This window comes from Chryseobacterium joostei, from assembly GCF_003815775.1.
GTDB classification, from domain to species: domain Bacteria; phylum Bacteroidota; class Bacteroidia; order Flavobacteriales; family Weeksellaceae; genus Chryseobacterium; species Chryseobacterium joostei.
The window spans coordinates 473,427-489,386 of record NZ_CP033926.1 but is presented as its reverse complement, the minus strand read 5'-3'; the positions used below and the strand labels follow the sequence as shown (position 1 = coordinate 489,386).

Annotated in this window: 19 protein-coding genes; 1 reads left to right on the top strand and 18 read right to left on the bottom strand. The window is 32.9% G+C overall.

Features of this window, described 5'->3' with window-relative positions; genetic code table 11:
- Window positions 1-3: 3 nt before the first annotated feature.
- The 18 genes from EG359_RS02300 to EG359_RS02215 all read right to left on the bottom strand — a co-directional run bounded on the left by EG359_RS02300 (window position 4) and on the right by EG359_RS02215 (window position 15,576).
- Window positions 4-507, bottom strand: a complete 504-nt coding sequence (locus EG359_RS02300; RefSeq protein WP_076355399.1) for a hypothetical protein — start codon at window positions 505-507, stop codon at window positions 4-6.
- A 1-nt stretch (window position 508) separates the two neighbouring features.
- Window positions 509-949, bottom strand: coding sequence for a hypothetical protein (locus EG359_RS02295; RefSeq protein ID WP_076355401.1), 441 nt, complete (start codon window positions 947-949; stop codon window positions 509-511).
- A gap of 81 nt (window positions 950-1,030) precedes the next feature.
- Window positions 1,031-1,726 (bottom strand): hypothetical protein, encoded by a 696-nt coding sequence (locus tag EG359_RS02290; protein ID WP_076355403.1) that lies wholly within the window; start codon window positions 1,724-1,726, stop codon window positions 1,031-1,033.
- 302 nt (window positions 1,727-2,028) lie between these two features.
- Window positions 2,029-2,574, bottom strand: a complete 546-nt coding sequence (locus EG359_RS02285) for a hypothetical protein (protein WP_076355405.1) — start codon at window positions 2,572-2,574, stop codon at window positions 2,029-2,031.
- Window positions 2,575-2,876: 302 nt separating this feature from the next.
- Complete coding sequence (locus EG359_RS02280; RefSeq protein WP_076355407.1) at window positions 2,877-3,695, bottom strand: hypothetical protein; 819 nt, start codon at window positions 3,693-3,695, stop codon at window positions 2,877-2,879.
- Between the two features lie 47 nt (window positions 3,696-3,742).
- Entirely contained in the window at window positions 3,743-4,276 is a 534-nt protein-coding gene (locus tag EG359_RS02275) for a hypothetical protein (RefSeq protein WP_123867253.1), read from the bottom strand.
- Between the two features lie 197 nt (window positions 4,277-4,473).
- Window positions 4,474-5,016, bottom strand: a complete 543-nt coding sequence (locus tag EG359_RS02270; RefSeq protein WP_123867252.1) for a hypothetical protein — start codon at window positions 5,014-5,016, stop codon at window positions 4,474-4,476.
- A gap of 23 nt (window positions 5,017-5,039) precedes the next feature.
- Window positions 5,040-5,633 carry a hypothetical protein gene (locus EG359_RS02265; protein ID WP_123867251.1) on the bottom strand — a complete coding sequence of 198 codons (594 nt, stop codon included), beginning with the start codon at window positions 5,631-5,633 and terminating at the stop codon, window positions 5,040-5,042.
- A complete protein-coding gene (locus EG359_RS02260) occupies window positions 5,630-6,214 on the bottom strand; it encodes a hypothetical protein (protein WP_123867250.1) in 585 nt (194 codons plus the stop codon). Before EG359_RS02260 ends, EG359_RS02265 begins: the two co-directional genes overlap by 4 nt.
- Before the next feature lie 282 nt (window positions 6,215-6,496).
- Entirely contained in the window at window positions 6,497-6,973 is a 477-nt protein-coding gene (locus tag EG359_RS02255; protein WP_123867249.1) for a hypothetical protein, read from the bottom strand.
- 165 nt (window positions 6,974-7,138) lie between these two features.
- Window positions 7,139-7,909, bottom strand: a complete 771-nt coding sequence (locus EG359_RS02250) for a hypothetical protein (RefSeq protein WP_123867248.1) — start codon at window positions 7,907-7,909, stop codon at window positions 7,139-7,141.
- Window positions 7,910-8,316: 407 nt separating this feature from the next.
- Window positions 8,317-8,871, bottom strand: coding sequence for a hypothetical protein (locus tag EG359_RS02245; protein WP_076355421.1), 555 nt, complete (start codon window positions 8,869-8,871; stop codon window positions 8,317-8,319).
- A 206-nt stretch (window positions 8,872-9,077) separates the two neighbouring features.
- Complete coding sequence (locus EG359_RS02240) at window positions 9,078-9,392, bottom strand: hypothetical protein (RefSeq protein WP_076355423.1); 315 nt, start codon at window positions 9,390-9,392, stop codon at window positions 9,078-9,080.
- Between the two features lie 11 nt (window positions 9,393-9,403).
- Window positions 9,404-9,802, bottom strand: coding sequence for a hypothetical protein (locus EG359_RS02235; protein WP_076355425.1), 399 nt, complete (start codon window positions 9,800-9,802; stop codon window positions 9,404-9,406).
- A 29-nt stretch (window positions 9,803-9,831) separates the two neighbouring features.
- Complete coding sequence (locus EG359_RS02230; protein WP_076355427.1) at window positions 9,832-11,739, bottom strand: histidine kinase; 1,908 nt, start codon at window positions 11,737-11,739, stop codon at window positions 9,832-9,834.
- Window positions 11,736-12,482, bottom strand: coding sequence for a LytR/AlgR family response regulator transcription factor (locus EG359_RS02225; protein WP_076355429.1), 747 nt, complete (start codon window positions 12,480-12,482; stop codon window positions 11,736-11,738). Before EG359_RS02225 ends, EG359_RS02230 begins: the two co-directional genes overlap by 4 nt.
- 427 nt (window positions 12,483-12,909) lie before the next feature.
- Window positions 12,910-13,317: an ankyrin repeat domain-containing protein gene (locus EG359_RS02220; protein WP_076355431.1), complete on the bottom strand. Its 408-nt coding sequence runs from the start codon at window positions 13,315-13,317 to the stop codon at window positions 12,910-12,912.
- Window positions 13,318-13,908: 591 nt separating this feature from the next.
- Window positions 13,909-15,576, bottom strand: a complete 1,668-nt coding sequence (locus tag EG359_RS02215) for a helix-turn-helix domain-containing protein (RefSeq protein WP_076355435.1) — start codon at window positions 15,574-15,576, stop codon at window positions 13,909-13,911.
- A 126-nt stretch (window positions 15,577-15,702) separates the two neighbouring features.
- Here EG359_RS02215 and EG359_RS02210 point away from each other — a divergent pair, with 126 nt between their 5' ends.
- Complete coding sequence (locus EG359_RS02210; protein ID WP_076355436.1) at window positions 15,703-15,924, top strand: hypothetical protein; 222 nt, start codon at window positions 15,703-15,705, stop codon at window positions 15,922-15,924.
- The last annotated feature ends 36 nt before the right edge of the window (window positions 15,925-15,960 follow it).

Here is a 15,960-nt window from a genome sequence, read left to right as displayed (position 1 = left end):
TTTTTATGGTTGGTGCTTAAACACGTGTTCGATTATGCCGTTGATGTTTAGAAAAGAATGGCGTAAAATATTTAAGTCTGTCAATTCTTTATATTTTTGATGGTACAGTTGTCTAAGTTCTTCAAGAGCTAAATTTTGTCTAAAGCCACTTTCCAAATTGGTACTCCAAAAAATGTCTCCCTGCCCGTTTCTAAAGTTGGCCGATAGCGTTCCCAACCATTTTTGGCCCAAATACGATGTCAGTATTCCTGAGCTTTTGTCTTTGTCTAATGGCGCAAAATCAAAACGCTTTTTATCCTTAAAAACAATGAGGCTGTTGCAGGAATTGCATTGAAAAATCTCACTAAAATACTTCGATGCTCTTGTAGCCAGGTCGTTCCATTCTCTGTTTTCAATTTCATCTAACAAGTCAAAATAATCCTGGTCGGCAACAAAGTGTGCTTTGTGTTTGATAAAGTCTGATTGGTCGGGAATAATTTGCCCGCAATTACATTGTATTTTTGACATATCAATCCATTTGTTGTACTTCGTCGTTTATAAAAACCTCTTTCCCGTCATTATCAATTTTGGTAAGTTTCCTGATAATCCATTTATCTGCCGATTTTGTATTGACATAGGTACTGAAAATTTGCTCAGCAAAAAATGAAGATAAAAAATCAATTTTATAGTTTTCTTCCTCTGCATTTTTTATTACCTCTTCAAAAAACGGATAATCCGAAATACCATAGCTGTCAAGAAAGAAATTCTCGTTGTGCAAGCGGTCATCCTCCGTGAGTTCTTCTATGAGTTGCTCATAATTTGGTTTCAGCTTTTGTACAAAATCATCATACGGAATTATTATACTGAAGTTATAAACCGCCTTATTTTCATTGTATTTTTTGTAAAACCACTGGTCATAATGCAACGCATCGGCCGATAGTTCCTGATTATTGATGTAGGCTTTTATCATATATTATATTTATTTGCCAAACCATTTTCTTTTCATTGATATTTGTATCATACGGTTGAACAATTTGTCGACATCAAATGATTAACATTCGGTTCCCTTTTGCCATTGATATTGCTCAATCGGTCTCCATTCATTTTCTTTCTGTATAAACCAAATCGTAAGCAAGGTGGTCTCGTTTACTTCCCAAGTCACCTCTTTTATGGGTGTTGATTGTTTTCTTTCGGTTTCGGAAAAATGATTGTAAATGGCTATCCTGAATTCGGAAACAGAGGCCTCATTGAGTGGAAAGGTGGCTTCGCTGATGCTGTTGTATTTCTTTTTTAGTGCTATTAAGGTTTGATTTTTGGCTTTCTCGGGTTCGATGTATTTTTGTTTGATGGTCACCTCATCTTCATTCAATAACAACACACTGGAAAGTAAAAACTCCTGCTTAATGGTGTCAAGCTTTCCTTCAATATCAAAATACAAAGGCTGTTTGGTTGCCACATCTGTAAAACCTATTTGCTTAAACCATTGGTTTAGGTGGTTGTCGCACTGCACATCGCAAGGAATTAAATAATAGGTTTTTCCGCTTTCCAGCTGCGTAAAAAGCATTTTATTTTCGGTCTCTGCTTTTATGGTGCCTATCAACCTTTGAGGTTTTCCGCTTTCTGCTAATTCGCAATTTGCGCAGTTACTATTTGTAGTCCATTCTTCTTGATTTAGATAAGCGAACCCAATCATTCCCAATGCGATGACAATAATCAGAGCAACAGCGATTTTAACGGTTTTGTTCATCTATAAAGTACTTAAGATTTTCATTTATTAATGCTTTTATGATCGTTTAAGTATTTTTCGAAATCAGGATAATATTCATTTTTGGTTTCTAAAAAATTAATCCAATGAAATACAGACATTGCTGTATATTAATGATGTGTTTGCTATTTTAGGACTTTGTTTTCAGGCGGAAGACCTAGTTCAGCGAAGCTAAATTGAAGCACAAAAACTGATTTTATTACTAATGTTTAAATGAAAAACTAATGTTGAATTTTGCACTTCAGCCCGCATGATGCAAAACCCTTGTGTTAACAGCTGTGCCGCTATTCGATTGAGATATCTTTGGCTTCATTCAAAATTTTAAATATCACTTCATCATCCAAAATCATTTCATTTTCGATTTCATTAGGAAGATTCATTGTGGCAATTTCTCTTGAGTTTTTAAAAACGTGAATTTTGTCGTTATTCTCAACTGAAAAAAATATTTCCTCAACTTGGTCAAAGTTGCTAATTTGTTTATTGTCCAAAAATTTCACTACACCAGACCATTGGCCTTCTCGGTTATTAAGACTAGTATAATTATTCAGATAAATGTTTTTTGCTTTCCACTTGAATTCCGCAATAATGAAATAAAGTGAACGAGCAGAACCTTTAAATTCATATTTGATATAAAAAGTTTCATCTCTTGATAAAATGAAATAGGAATCAATGACTGATGCCTTTGGAAAAATAAAATTATAAGCATATTTTCTCTTACCTTCGATAACTTCAAGACTATCTGAGTTGTTATGTTGAATATATACTTTCTTTTTTGAGTTTTGTCCACTTGCGGTGAAACTAAATAAAAGAATGAAAACTAAATATTTCATAGGCTTGGGGTTCAATGTTACCGTTATGCGTTGTTGGCATTTCCGCTAACTTATAAAATAGCGCATATTCATCCAATTCTGAATGTATTGGCGAATGTCTATTACTAAAGTTCAAATGTATTACTTTCCGCCTTTGCAAATTACCACCATTTACAATTCGCTGGGGTTGGTTTACAATTCGCTAATTAAAGAATTGAACCTTGCAGTTTCGCCCCACTAGTGCCCCCTTTATTGGCGGTAGTTTTTTCACTTAACCCTCTTGTTGTTTTGCCGTCCGTTTTGACGGGAATTTTATTGTTTAATTAGTTAATTTTAGGGTCATCACTTCTAAATTTTATGCTGTGGAACGGGTCTTTTATATATTCCTCATTCGTTGAGTTTAATAAAAAATTGTCCTTTTCAATTTGTTTGCGTGCTAACCCCAATTCTTCTGGCGAATATAATTTACCCTGATATTCCACTTTATCGCTGTACTCAAAAAAATGAGCTTTGTAAACTGCATCTTTTTTTTGATTGTCGATGATTAAAATACGGGTATTGAAATAAATTCCATCCTTATTACTAGTGTCAGAAGTCATTCCAAATCCCGTTTCTAATTGGATTGTTTTGTCTTTTAAATCCCATTCGTAGGAGCAAATATTGAAATCACGCGAAATGTTGAATGCGTATTTTGGCTTGCCATACTTTTTATTGAAAATATGAAGCAGATTTTTTTGCGCATCAATGCTGTCCGTTTTGGCTTCCGCATAATAGGCTACCGGCTTTTTGTTGCTGTCGGTCAATATGGCAATATGTTCAAAAAACAAATCGTTGTATCTGGCAACACTGTTTAAAAGTGGGCTACGGTATACGTAACCAAAACGCCTTGGTTTTGATATGGTTTTTGGGGTCGGATAAAGAAGTTTTTCTTGTGTAAGCGTTCCGTTGGCCAAACTATCATATTCAAAATAGCCATCGGCATCTATGGTTATATGTTTTGAAAAAAGTTTTGCAACATCTTCCGAAAAATTGACTGCTTCTAAATTAAATTTAGAATGTTGTTCTAAAATGAGGGGCTGATTTCCCGCATCTGATTTACAAGAGGCGACTGTTAAAATCAATAAGTAAAATAAAATTTTCATTCACTGTATGTTTTTTAGGTTGAGGTAAAAATTGCAACCAACGTTAGCTAATTTTTTGCTGGTGGCGGAACTTTTACTTCTGCAGGTTTTAGATATTTATCAGATAAATTTTGAGAGTTAATTCCTTTCATTTCTTTGCTTATTTCTTTAAGTCCATACTTGTCAGTAATATACTTTGTAATTAACTTATCTGCATTGTAATAATCAAATCCGTGTTCAGTTACAGTAAGTGTGTCGTTTTCTGCTTTATAGAAACCTTCCCGAATAATTTTACCATTTCTTGTAGCATATTTTGTGATTTCAAATTCACTGTGTTTCCATTTGTCCTTTTCAGAGCTTACAATTTTATAAACTTCTAATGTATCGCCTTTTTCTTGTCGTAAATCAGTGTCCAAGTCTTGATAACCACAATAAACATTAAATCGTTTATTTCTAATTTTATAAGTCCCTATTAATTTATCTTTTTTAGTAATTTCAGAAGTTCCAACTGTTGAAAATACCCCTTTGGGCTTTGGTCCTTTCTGTGAAAATGCAGAAATGCAACAAGTTGCTAAAAGTAAAAACGTTAATATTTTTTTCATTGTTTCTCGATGTTTTGTTTTTAAGATAGGTCGGTCAGTAAAATTACTACCAATGTGTTTATATCTGAAACAAACCTGCGCAAATACCGCCATTTTAGTATATTGGCAGAGCTTGTTTCACTTAATCAAATTTAATTACATTGTTTTTTGCAAAGTTTCACCATTTACAATTCGCTGGGCTTGGTTTACAATTCGCTTTATTTCATTTTACCCATTATAAACTTTCTTACCTCTTCGGCCTCACTTTCGGGGAAACGAATGTTAAGCAAAAACTCTCTTTTCTTCAGTTTTAGCTTGATAAGTTTTCGGCTTCCATTATTTAGCAATTCAATTTTATCAATTTCTGTGTAGTCTATAGTTTCATAGTTTTGTAGATAACCAAATGCGGTTGCCAAAACATCTCCTTTTGTTTTAATATTCAATGTAGCGTAGGCAATTTCGTTATCACCAAATTCCAGTTTCAGAATATTTTGTGATTTTTTCACATACATCAATCCTGCGACAAACATCCCTAAAAAAATGGCAAACAATAGTAGCTCCAGGATGAGCGATATTATTCCGTCTACAATACCGTAGGCAAAATAATTGCCGGGTAAAAATGAACTAAAAAAAGAAGCCAAGGTAGTTTCATCTTCAATTGCCAGATAGATATCAAACATTAAAGGCGAAAGACCAATCAACATCAGTGTAGTTCCAATAAATATGCTAATACCTTGCGGTTGATAATAAACTTTTTTCATTTGTTGATGTTAGGATTTATCTATTAATCTTCTTCATACACTTTATACTCAAATGTGCTGTATTCGCTACGATCTTGTTTTGTAAGGCTAAAAACCGAGGTAAAACTATCTTCCGAGGTTTTATAAATCCCCTTCGTCACCAAAGCTTTTACAATAGTGGGGTTTTGTAATTGGGTGATATCTTTATTCAATAATTTCAAAAAATCTGCTTTTGCGTTTTGCTTTTCTGTATCTAAAGCAAAAACTACAGAGCAGATCACAGAAGTGATGATTTCTTTTTCGGTAGTGATGTACAAGGCAACCAGCCATTCATTATCGTTGTATTTAATCACTGGCTCGCCAAGATACATAAAGGCATCTTTTCCTTTGGGGCTGATATGGCCATCTTCATCCGACATCGCATTCCAACGCCAATCAATCTTACTGTTTTTGTAATTCTCACCAATTCTGATTTGATATTGGTCTCGTTTATAGTCAACCAGTTTTGTTTGCTCCAGTCGGTCTGTTAGTTCAGCGGGTTTTCGCATCAGTCCGCTGTCGAAATTGAAGTAAAATATAAATAGCAGCAACAATAGTGCACCAGCAACAATCACAATTATTTTAAAAATGGGTTTCAAGTTTTTTGTTTATTAAGATGTTCCTGAATAATTTGCAAGGCTTTCGGTTCATATTCAAATGCAATTGCTTCGGGTGTTGCTATTTTGCTATGACTTAACAACTTCCAGCTCGAAGAATGTGCAATTGTTTTTTTTACTGACTTTTTTGAAATAAAGATAAATGTATTTACCCTTACTCCTTTATTAAGCAAAGCATTATTTTTGGTTTCGGGTTGTTGGGTAAATTCAAATGTGATGGACGAGAGCCCTGTTGATTGACGGGTTTGTGCCTTTATTAATTTAACTGATGTTATTTCTGTCCACGCTATTTTTCTTTTCCAAAAAATGGAATAAGCTGTAATACCTTCTGCATTAATTTTTATAATCGGTAGAAAAGTTGCTGTTAAAATCCAAGCATCAAAAATTAATAGGATAATAAAAAACAGAACGCCTATTAAATTTTCATTCAGGTAATACTCTACTCCGTTTTTGACGATATTGATAATTCCAATTACTGCAAATTGCACTGTGAACATCATAATTACTATCGCGATAATGTTTAAAAACCAGGTTCTTGAGAAAATTCTGTAAATTGTTTTCAATGTTTTTATTTGATTTGGCAGTATTTACTTGTTGGGAAGTTAAAAATATTGGGTTTTAAAAGATCTGGCTATTTACAATTCGCTGGGGTTGGTTTACAATTCGCCAAAATCTGAAACTTTTCGGGATTTTCATTCGGGCGGGAGACATAGTTAGGAGGAGCTAAATCGAAGCATAAATCTTCAATTTTGCACAAAAGTTCAAACGAAGAACAACTGTTGAACTTTGCAGTTTCGCAACACTATTGCAAAACCCTTGTTGCCTGCTGTGCTTTTTCACCCAGTTTATAAATCCAAAAATTGCTTTACAAGTCTTTCAAATTTATGAAATTCTTGAAATGGAAAATCCCGTTCTCTATTTTCTGCAAAATTTTTGTCCAACAACAAAATTCGTGTCTTTTGCAGTTGCAAATAGAAAATGGTAATCAGTTGTTTCAGTTTTATTTCAAATAAAAACATTAATTGACACAATTTTGGCTCTTCGTCAAAAGTCTCCCCAAATTCGTCCACTGAAACTAATATAATGTCGTGTTGTGTCGTAAATTCAAAGCGATGTCCACCTGGTTCTCCATACCAAAAAAGAGTTGCAAACTTCTGTCCGTTAATTAGGCTTGTCAATACCTGAATTAAATCAAAGTATGGGTCGCTAAAAACGTGAGTAATCGTAAATTCATAAGCCTTTCCTTTGTCAACCAAAAAGCAAGTACTCCAACCGTGAGGATTTAGTGTCAGTAATATGTCGATGTCGTCAGTTTGTTCCATTTTTAAAGTGTCGATCATAGCATAGCAGGCAACGTTTCGGGGCTTGGCGATGGTGGGGGCAATCGAAGCACAAATCTTCAATTTTGTACAAAAGTTGAACCGAATAAATACCGTTGAACTTTGCAGTTTCGCCCCACTATTGCAAAACCCTTGTTGGTGGCAGTTTTATTTATAGTATATCTTTCTAATCAGTTTTTCCTTAATTTCTGGAGTGCAATTTTCCGAATTGTACACTCCAATTTCTTTTACTTTTGGTGGTTCTTCTTTATTTGTTTTTTTTGTTGGTTTATGTTTTACGGGCAAACAATAAGTTTGTGTGGTTCGTTCTATCCAATTGCCGTTTTTGTCATATTTATACAAAATTTCGTTTTCCTGTCCTGTTTCAAAATAATCTCCTTTTATTACATAGTCCCATTCTCTACGTTTTTCATAGACTAATAAATCTTTTTCATTGTACTTGTACACATAAGTTGACAGGCGATTTTCGGTGTCATAGGATTTTATTAATTTTTCATTTTTAGAAATATCCTGAATTGCTTTTTTCCGAATAAAAACATTATTTTCTTTCAGTAACTCTTCTGTTTTTATGCCTTTCTCATTGTACTTATAATAAAAATCTAAAAAATCTTCTTTGCAAGATGAGGTTACACGTCTGTGGGTTACCAAATTCAAACTATCTGTATACTGATATTTAACCACGCAAGTGTCATTGTTAAATTCGTCGATTTCAACTGCTTTTTCTATTCGGTTTTTAATGTCATAAAAATTTTTATTGGTATGATACAATGCACCAATTTTATTGTAATATTTTTCTTCAACAATATTGTTGTTGTTATCATATCGTTCAACAAAACAATTTCCCAAACTGTCAATAATCCCTTTTTTATAATTTGACGGCATAGGTCCGCCCATAAAAGAAAGGTTTCTTTCAGACATATAATCATTTGTAATTACGAAATCTATATTTTTTGATTGTTCATTGGTTTGTCCATTACAAGATGTAAATAACAATAAAAAATTTAAGAAAAATATTAATTGGCTTATCTTCATTTGGTCTTTTGGCGTTAGTCTTATTTGGTTAATTTTAAAATTTATTGATTTATTAAGTAACTTCTTTGAAAATCAATTTTCATTAAGTGTCAGTGTTTCGTCTGTTAGCGGTCGGCCGGAAAATTGCCACCAACGTTTTGGGGCTTGGCGATGGTGGGGCAATCGAAGCGAAAATCTTCAATTTTGCATAAAAATTAAATCGAAGAACTGCCGTTGAACTTTGCAGTTTCGCCCCGCTTTTGGCAATACTATGTTGTGCGATTGTGCTTATTTTACTTAATTTCATAATGTCCCTACACTGGAGAAAAACAATCACCAGTTAATGAATTTTCAGATTGAACCCAAATTAATTTATTCTCGTTTTCTTGATACCATTTTTTTAAATTTTTCTGTAAAAACCGTCTGTTATTTTTGCTTTCCCTCACGAAATACCAATAAGTACAATATCCGCAATCTTCACTAAATTTTTGTCCTATCAACTCAAAAATTGGAATGTCCTTTATTTTTTCATTTAAAATTGTCAAAGCTACATCGGCAACTGTGTATTTTCCGCCAAACATTGGGACATAAACATCATTTAAAACAGTTTCATCTGTTAATTTATCTATTAAACTAGGAATGTTATCTTTTCCTTGTTTTACTAAACTCCAAAAAATAGTGTCATTGCAATTTGCTATATACGGAACTTGCTGAATGTTTTTTATATCTTCAACGGTAACAGAATTATTGAAGGTGTATTTATTGTCTTTAATTTTAGTTTGATTTACTTCAATAGCTTTTGGTGCTTGTCCACAAGATTGGAAAAAGAATATAAAAGTAATTAAGGTTGATAAGGTTAAAGTTTTCATTTGTTTTTTGTGTCGTTTCAATTTATACAGGATGTTGATTGAGGCATATCGCACAACTTATTTATAAGCGAAACAAACCTTCGCTTATCCACCCGATTTTAGCTGTATTAGCGAAGTTTATTTCTAATTTTCAAATTTATAACTATTGATGTTTTCTACTGCTCACCATTTACAATTCGCAGGGGTTGGTTTACAATTCGCAAGAATTACTTCTTTTTATAAAATAGAAAACAAAGCATTGTAGCAAAGAGTATCAGGAATAAAACCGATGTTTTGAGGCATATATTTAGCATCAAACTGTTTTTATCATTTCTCCGTCCTCTGTTTTCGGCTTTTAACTTTAATGCTTCGGCTTTTAAATAAGAAACATCAGAACTGTTTTTTATTTTTTCTTGCCATTGGCTGTTATAATATCCATCATAATTAGTAATGACAATTTCGCTATGATTAATGGTTTGTAACACAATTGAAGCGGTTGCTACAAGTGAAACGACAAAGAGAAGAATTATTACTTTTTTCATTTTTTATGACACTATTCAATAGCTTTTTCAATTGGCAATAAAATGTTGACATCATAGCCTAATGTTTCCAAATAATGAAGCCCATTTTGTTTTTCGACTTTATTGGCTCCCTCCCATCCTTTTGCTCTGCCCAAAAGAATAAGCTCACGAATGTATTTTGGCTCATTAAGATTTACAATTTCTTCCTCACTACGATTATAGTTATACATCTTAATTCCCGACTTTAAAACTTGCCCCATATAAATATGGTCTAATGTTAAAAAATCAATAATCAATGGGGTTTGCTTATGCCCAGCTAAGAATATTTTTATGGTCAGCGTATTTGTTGAAGTTTGGTGATGATACTTATCGGTTACAACATACAAATAAATCAAATTGTTGATGGTTATTTTTCTTAATTTGCTTTTCATCCTATTGTTTCAATAACAAAAATTATCTACTATATCGGTATGTTCAACACCACCGTTGTGCCACCTTTTTCATTCTGATGGATTTCTACACTCGCATTTTTGCCTAATAATCGGATACGTTCTTTGGTAATAGTGCCCGAAAGTGATGTGCCCGGAATAGCATTAGAAACATTGCCTTTCTTGCCACTATCTGCAATTTGAACGGTCAATAAGTTGTTGTTTAATTCAAAATTTAAAGTAATTTTTGCATTGGCATTGCCCAAGTCGATACCGTGGATAATGGCATTTTCTACGAAAGGTTGTATGAGCATTGGTGGCAACATCAGCATTTCAATATCTTGTTCTAATGGAATGTTGAGCTCATATTCGAACGCATTTTCAAATCTCAATTGTTGCAGGTTCAGATAATTCTCGAGGGCTTCAATTTCGTCGCCCAAAGGCACCGTTTGTTCTCGGCTTAGCTCTAAGCTACTTCGTAATAACCTACTGAAACGACTGAGGTAATTTATAGCTTCTTCTTTTTTATCTAACCGAATAGAACTTTGCAAAGCCGATAAGGTATTGAAGATAAAATGCGGTTCCATCTGGGTTCTTAGTAATTGCTGTTGTAGTGTAATTTTCTCCCGTTCCTGATTGTCACGCTGTTGCTTGTTTCTGTAATAGATTAGTGCGAATAACAGCAGTAACAGTACTACTACAAGTGCAGAAATAATGAGCCAGAGCCGGTTTTCCTTTAGTTCCAGCTGATTGATTTTTATGTTTTCGTTTAGCTTACCAATAAAATTATCTTTTGCCTGCAATTGGTACAAACTGCCCATTTCCGCAACAGCCTGCATATTCTGGTTGTAGCTGTTTTCATTTTGTACCTCAAAAGCTTTTTCCATACTTGCAAGGGCTTCTCCTATTCTACTGGTGTTTTTTTGAATTTTAGAAAGCGTTTTGTAATAAAGAATTTCATTTTCGGCAGAGATTAAATCTACGTGTTCCGATTGTACTTTTTCTGCGTTTTTTAGATAAGCCAAAGCATTGTCATTGTCATTCAGCAAGTTGTAACACACACCGATATTAACTAATGTAACATAGTAGTTATTAACAGGAACCGGATTTGTGCCTTCATTTTTGTACTGCTCTTCATCGAGTTCTTTTTTCAGTAAGTGGTATTTTAAAGCATTTTTGTAATCTGGCCTTAAATAATAATAACTGGCCTTGGTTTCATAAAGAAAATCAGGGTCATAAGCACCGGGGAAATCCTTATCTAATTGTTCTATTTTTTGAATATACGTCTGCACACTATCTGCCATTTTATAATCCAAAAAAATCTGTGCAAGTTGCACTAATGGCCGCCTGCGATTGATATCCCCAGGTTCAAGTTTGTTCACCAATGCCAATGCAGCACGGTTCATTTTTACAGCCAATTCTAACTGATAGAGCGATTTGTTACTTTGAGCGGCTGCCAAAAGCATTATCGTTTTTGCCTTAGGACTAATGTTGATGGTATCGTTTGCCAGAACAATATTAGCGGCTTTGTTATAATAATAATTGGCCTGATGTTCTAATACCTTCTGATTGCAAACATTACCCATTCCCATATAAATATGGGCTTTCAAATCCAAATTTGTAGCAGTAAGTTCAATGATTTCCAGTGCTCGTTTCACGTAAACCTCGGCACTGTCATTGTTTTGCATTCCGTAAAATCGGGCAATGTTATAATTCACATCTGCAAATAAAACAGTGTCTTTCTTTAGCTCGGGATTATTGTAAATCGAAAACCAGGCTGTCTTTAAACTGTCTGCATTTTCAGCAGATAATTTTTTATCTTTCAAGCGGTCAAATGCTTTAGAAAGTGTTGTTTCGGGTTTGGTTTTCGGTTCATTCTTTTTACAACTATTGGCACCAATTAAAATGGACAACAGCATAAATATTTTTAGAAATCTCATAATTGGTGTGGTAATAAATGTTGCATAATGAAGCTCTTTTTTCTGGTAGATACAGGAATTTCTTCCTGATTTTTCATTAGCAGATTTTCAGAACGTTTTAACCCGATAATGTATTCGCGGTTAACCAAAAAAGATTGGTGTGTTCTTAAAAAGTATGGTGCAGGCAACAATTCTTCGTAGTATTTTAACGGTTTCGATACCAAATGTTTTTCGCCATTGCTCAAGTGAAAAAAAGTATAGGGACCATCGCCTTTGCAATACAAAATTTCCTGAACTGATACAATACGCATCGTATTAACCGAATGGATGGCAATCTGTGCCGGTAATTCGCCAGTACTAACCGATTGTTCGGCTAAAAACAATTGCTGTACCCAATGCGGATTATTATCCCGACGACGGCGGTAACGGTTCAGGGCTTCGGTAAGTTCTTCTTTTACAATAGGTTTCAGCAGATAATCCAATGCACCGTATTTAATGGCTCTGATGGCAAACTGGTTATAAGCGGTGATGAAAATAATGTGCTGTGGAACCGGGTCAAGTGACTTCAAAACATCAAAAGCGTTACCGTTGCGCAATTGGATATCCATAAGCAAAACATCGGGCTGTTTGGTAACTATAAGTTTTACAGCCGATTTTACATCTTCTGCGAAACCCAAAAGCTGTGTATCTGGTTCTTGTTTAATTAGAAATTCTATTTCCTGACGAATGGCAGGCTCGTCTTCTATGATGGCTATTGAAATCATTTGTGTTGATTAATCATTAATTATGCAAATTTATTAATTATTAGTCTTGCTTTGAGTTCAAGATAGTTTGATTTACAATTCGCTGGAGTTGATTTACAATTCGCTAATTTTAGAAATATTTTTTGATTTGTTCTTGTGCAGAAAACTTAATTCAGCGAAACTCAATCGAAGCATTACTTGTCCCGACACTTCGATAAAAGCTGGTTTTATGACTAATGTTTAATTGATGATAAAGATGAGATAAACCTTTGTTATGCGATTGTGCTTTTATTTCAAACTAATTTTAAATTTTTGTTTTCATTTTGTATATTGCAATATGAACAAAATAATAATTAAGATTGATAGGATTATTTTTTTTCATCTGTTTTGTGTCATTACATTCCATTAAAAGTATAATTTACTGATTGTTCTTTCGACTGATTTTAGATTATTTTTTCTGTAAAAAATCATCAATATTATCATAACCAAAATACCTATATAAAAAATCTAGTGCAGTTTCTCCAGATTTGTCTTTAATATCAACCTTTGCTCCATAATCGTATAATAATTTCACCATTCTTTTATCTAAACTATCTTCTTTGGAATAGTCTAATTTAAATGCTACATTCTCAATGGCATTTGATATAGGTAAAATATAAACATCAATATAATTAGGGTCTGCACCTCTTATTAACAAATATTCTACAAATTCTAAATTATCAGCTCCTGTAGCTAGCAATAAAGGACTTCGTTCTAAAGTATTTATAAAATTTAAGTCAAGATTAGTATCGGTTATGAGTTCTCTTGCCTTATAAAAATCTCTTCTAAAAATAAGTCGACATAAATCTTCTCTCATATGGTCAATTTTTCAATTAATTGGTTAAGTATTTACCAACTCATTTATAGCTAAAAACAAACTTTCTTATTTACAACCACTTTTATTTGTATTAGTGAAGTTTATTCCTCTTGTTCAAATTTAAAAATAGGAGATATTGTAAAGCTGAACCATTTACAATTCGCTGGGGTTGATTTACAATTCGCAAAAGCTAACGAAGATTTTTTCAGCTTTGTTGCACCAAATGTTTCAAATCCGGATCATTTTTAATTCTTTACAATTCTGCCTCCATATTTTGCAATCAATTTTTTTTTTGATTTCGCTTTTGCTTTTCTCATCTGATATTACAGCTCTGAAACCAAATATTTTATTATCTATGTTTTTCTTTTTAAGTTCATTCAGATTATTGATAAGCTGTTTTTTGGTTTTGAAAATTTGCCCTTCTGAATTAACATTATGATGGTTTATTTTTGAATGAAGTAAAAAATACACTTTCTTAACCGGGATTTCAGAAACTGAAAATTTGTTAGCGTCTGCATCTCCGACCAAAATTGCAAAAGTTGGCTATTACAACTAAACCAAACATTAGAATAGCTTTCTGGCAGGCAGGGTTTACAGATTGTTTTTTTCTCTTCTGGTTTTCAAAAAATCCTGGGGACGGATACCATTTTGCTCATAAAAGATATTGGAAAAACTTTGTCTATTGCTAAAGCCACAAGCCTCTGCAAGATCCTCAACAGAATATTTCACCCAATTCTTATCATTACATATCTTTTCCGTAGCGTATTCTATCCTTAATTTATTAATATAGGTATTAAAATTACTTTGTTTAAATTCGTTGATATACTGTGAAAGATAAGAAGTATTGGTTTCAAAATTTGCAGCAAGTTTTCCTGCGGTTAATCCTTTTTCAAGAAATCCATTACACTTCTCAAATTCAGAAAAATTTTGGTTTAATTTTTTGAGTAATTTTGAATCCATTTTGAACGTTCTTTCTTTGATCTCTTTCTCTTTGGTAATATTAATACTGTTGATTTTAAAGAGAAGCCTTTCATACTTTCTTTGGACTTCTTTTTTGCTTTTTGATCGAGAATGTAAAATAAATACCAAAACCAAAATTAATACTCCACTTAGTATAAGAAGATATTTCCCATAAGAATTTCTATGCTCCAGATTTACTTTTGTATCCAATAATGCTTTTTCATCATAATCTTTATGTATACGTGTAGACAGATATTTGAAATCATTAGAAATTAATTTATCTGCTTTTAAGAGTTGTCTAGTGTAGTATAGTTCTTGTTTCGGATCATTATACTTTTTGTAATAGTTGATAAGTTCGTCATAATTTTTTCGTAATTCCGGAAGAATAAACTGATGTTTATTGAAAATAGAATCCACTTTTTTATAATTCTCCAAAGCCAGCTGGTCTTTACTAAGTTTTTGAAAGCTTTGTCCTTTATAAAAGTAAATCACTGATATCCAGGCAAAATCATCTATTTTCATTAATCCAGGAAGAGCAAGATCAAAGTTTCTGATCGCATTTTCATATTTTTTCTGTTGAAAATCTGAGATCCCTTTCGATTTTTCAAAATAGCTTTTTTCCAGATAGAAAGATTTGTCTTTTGGTATTTTATGTAGTCCTTCATTTACTAATTTTTGTGCTTCCTTATGTTTTCCAAGAGACTGATAACATATGATTATCTGATGTAGTGTATTAAGATACCCTTTCTGATTATTATAGATAAGATTAGAATGGATATTAGCTCTTGTATTGGGTTCAAAATAATCTAAACATTGTTGAAAAATTGGTAAGGCTTCCTGATAATGTCCCAAATAGCTTTTTACGACCCCAATATGATACAGGTTTTGATATTTCAGAAATTGGTCTTTAGTATTTTGGGTGTAGTGATATGCTTTTAGATATTCATCTAAAGCAAGTTGAAATTTTTTATGATTAAAGTAGTAGATAACACCTTTGCTGATATAAGCGTTGCCTATAAGATCCTCATTTTTTGATAGTTTTGCAGCCACAATTGCGCTATCAGCATATTTAAGTTTTCTATCTGGAGAGAAAAATATACCATCCTTATAGGCCTGATAGAGTTCTGCATAGTTTTTTTCTTTTTTGGCAGTAGATATTGCAAGATTGATAAAGCTAAATGCTCTGGTATCGTTTTCATCATATTCCCAATATTTATCCCGCAATACAGAATAGAAATCCTGTGCTTGCAAAACTGCAACTAGGAAAAACAAGAAAAACCCTGTTATTCTTTTTTTCATGTATGTGTGTTTCTATAAAAAATCCAATCAAAAATATATAAAAAAATAGCAATTTAATTACATAGTTTTAAATTATTCATTTTTTTTAGAACAGTAATATCTTATTAATTAATAAGATACCGTCCAATGAATAAAGCATTTGAAATCTACAACCAATACTTTTCAAATCATGTCTGGCCAGTAGTACAGAAACATCAGAATCAAGCTGCATTGGAATTGCTGGTTAAGGCTCAAGAAGCACGAGATCTTACCCTCGATGAGGGAATTTACAAAGAAATGGCAGATAATTATCTGTCCATGGTACTGACACTCATAACATCGAAACACAGAGAAAAAGTAATGAAGTAAAAACGCACTATAATAATCTCATCACTATTTCAGTCA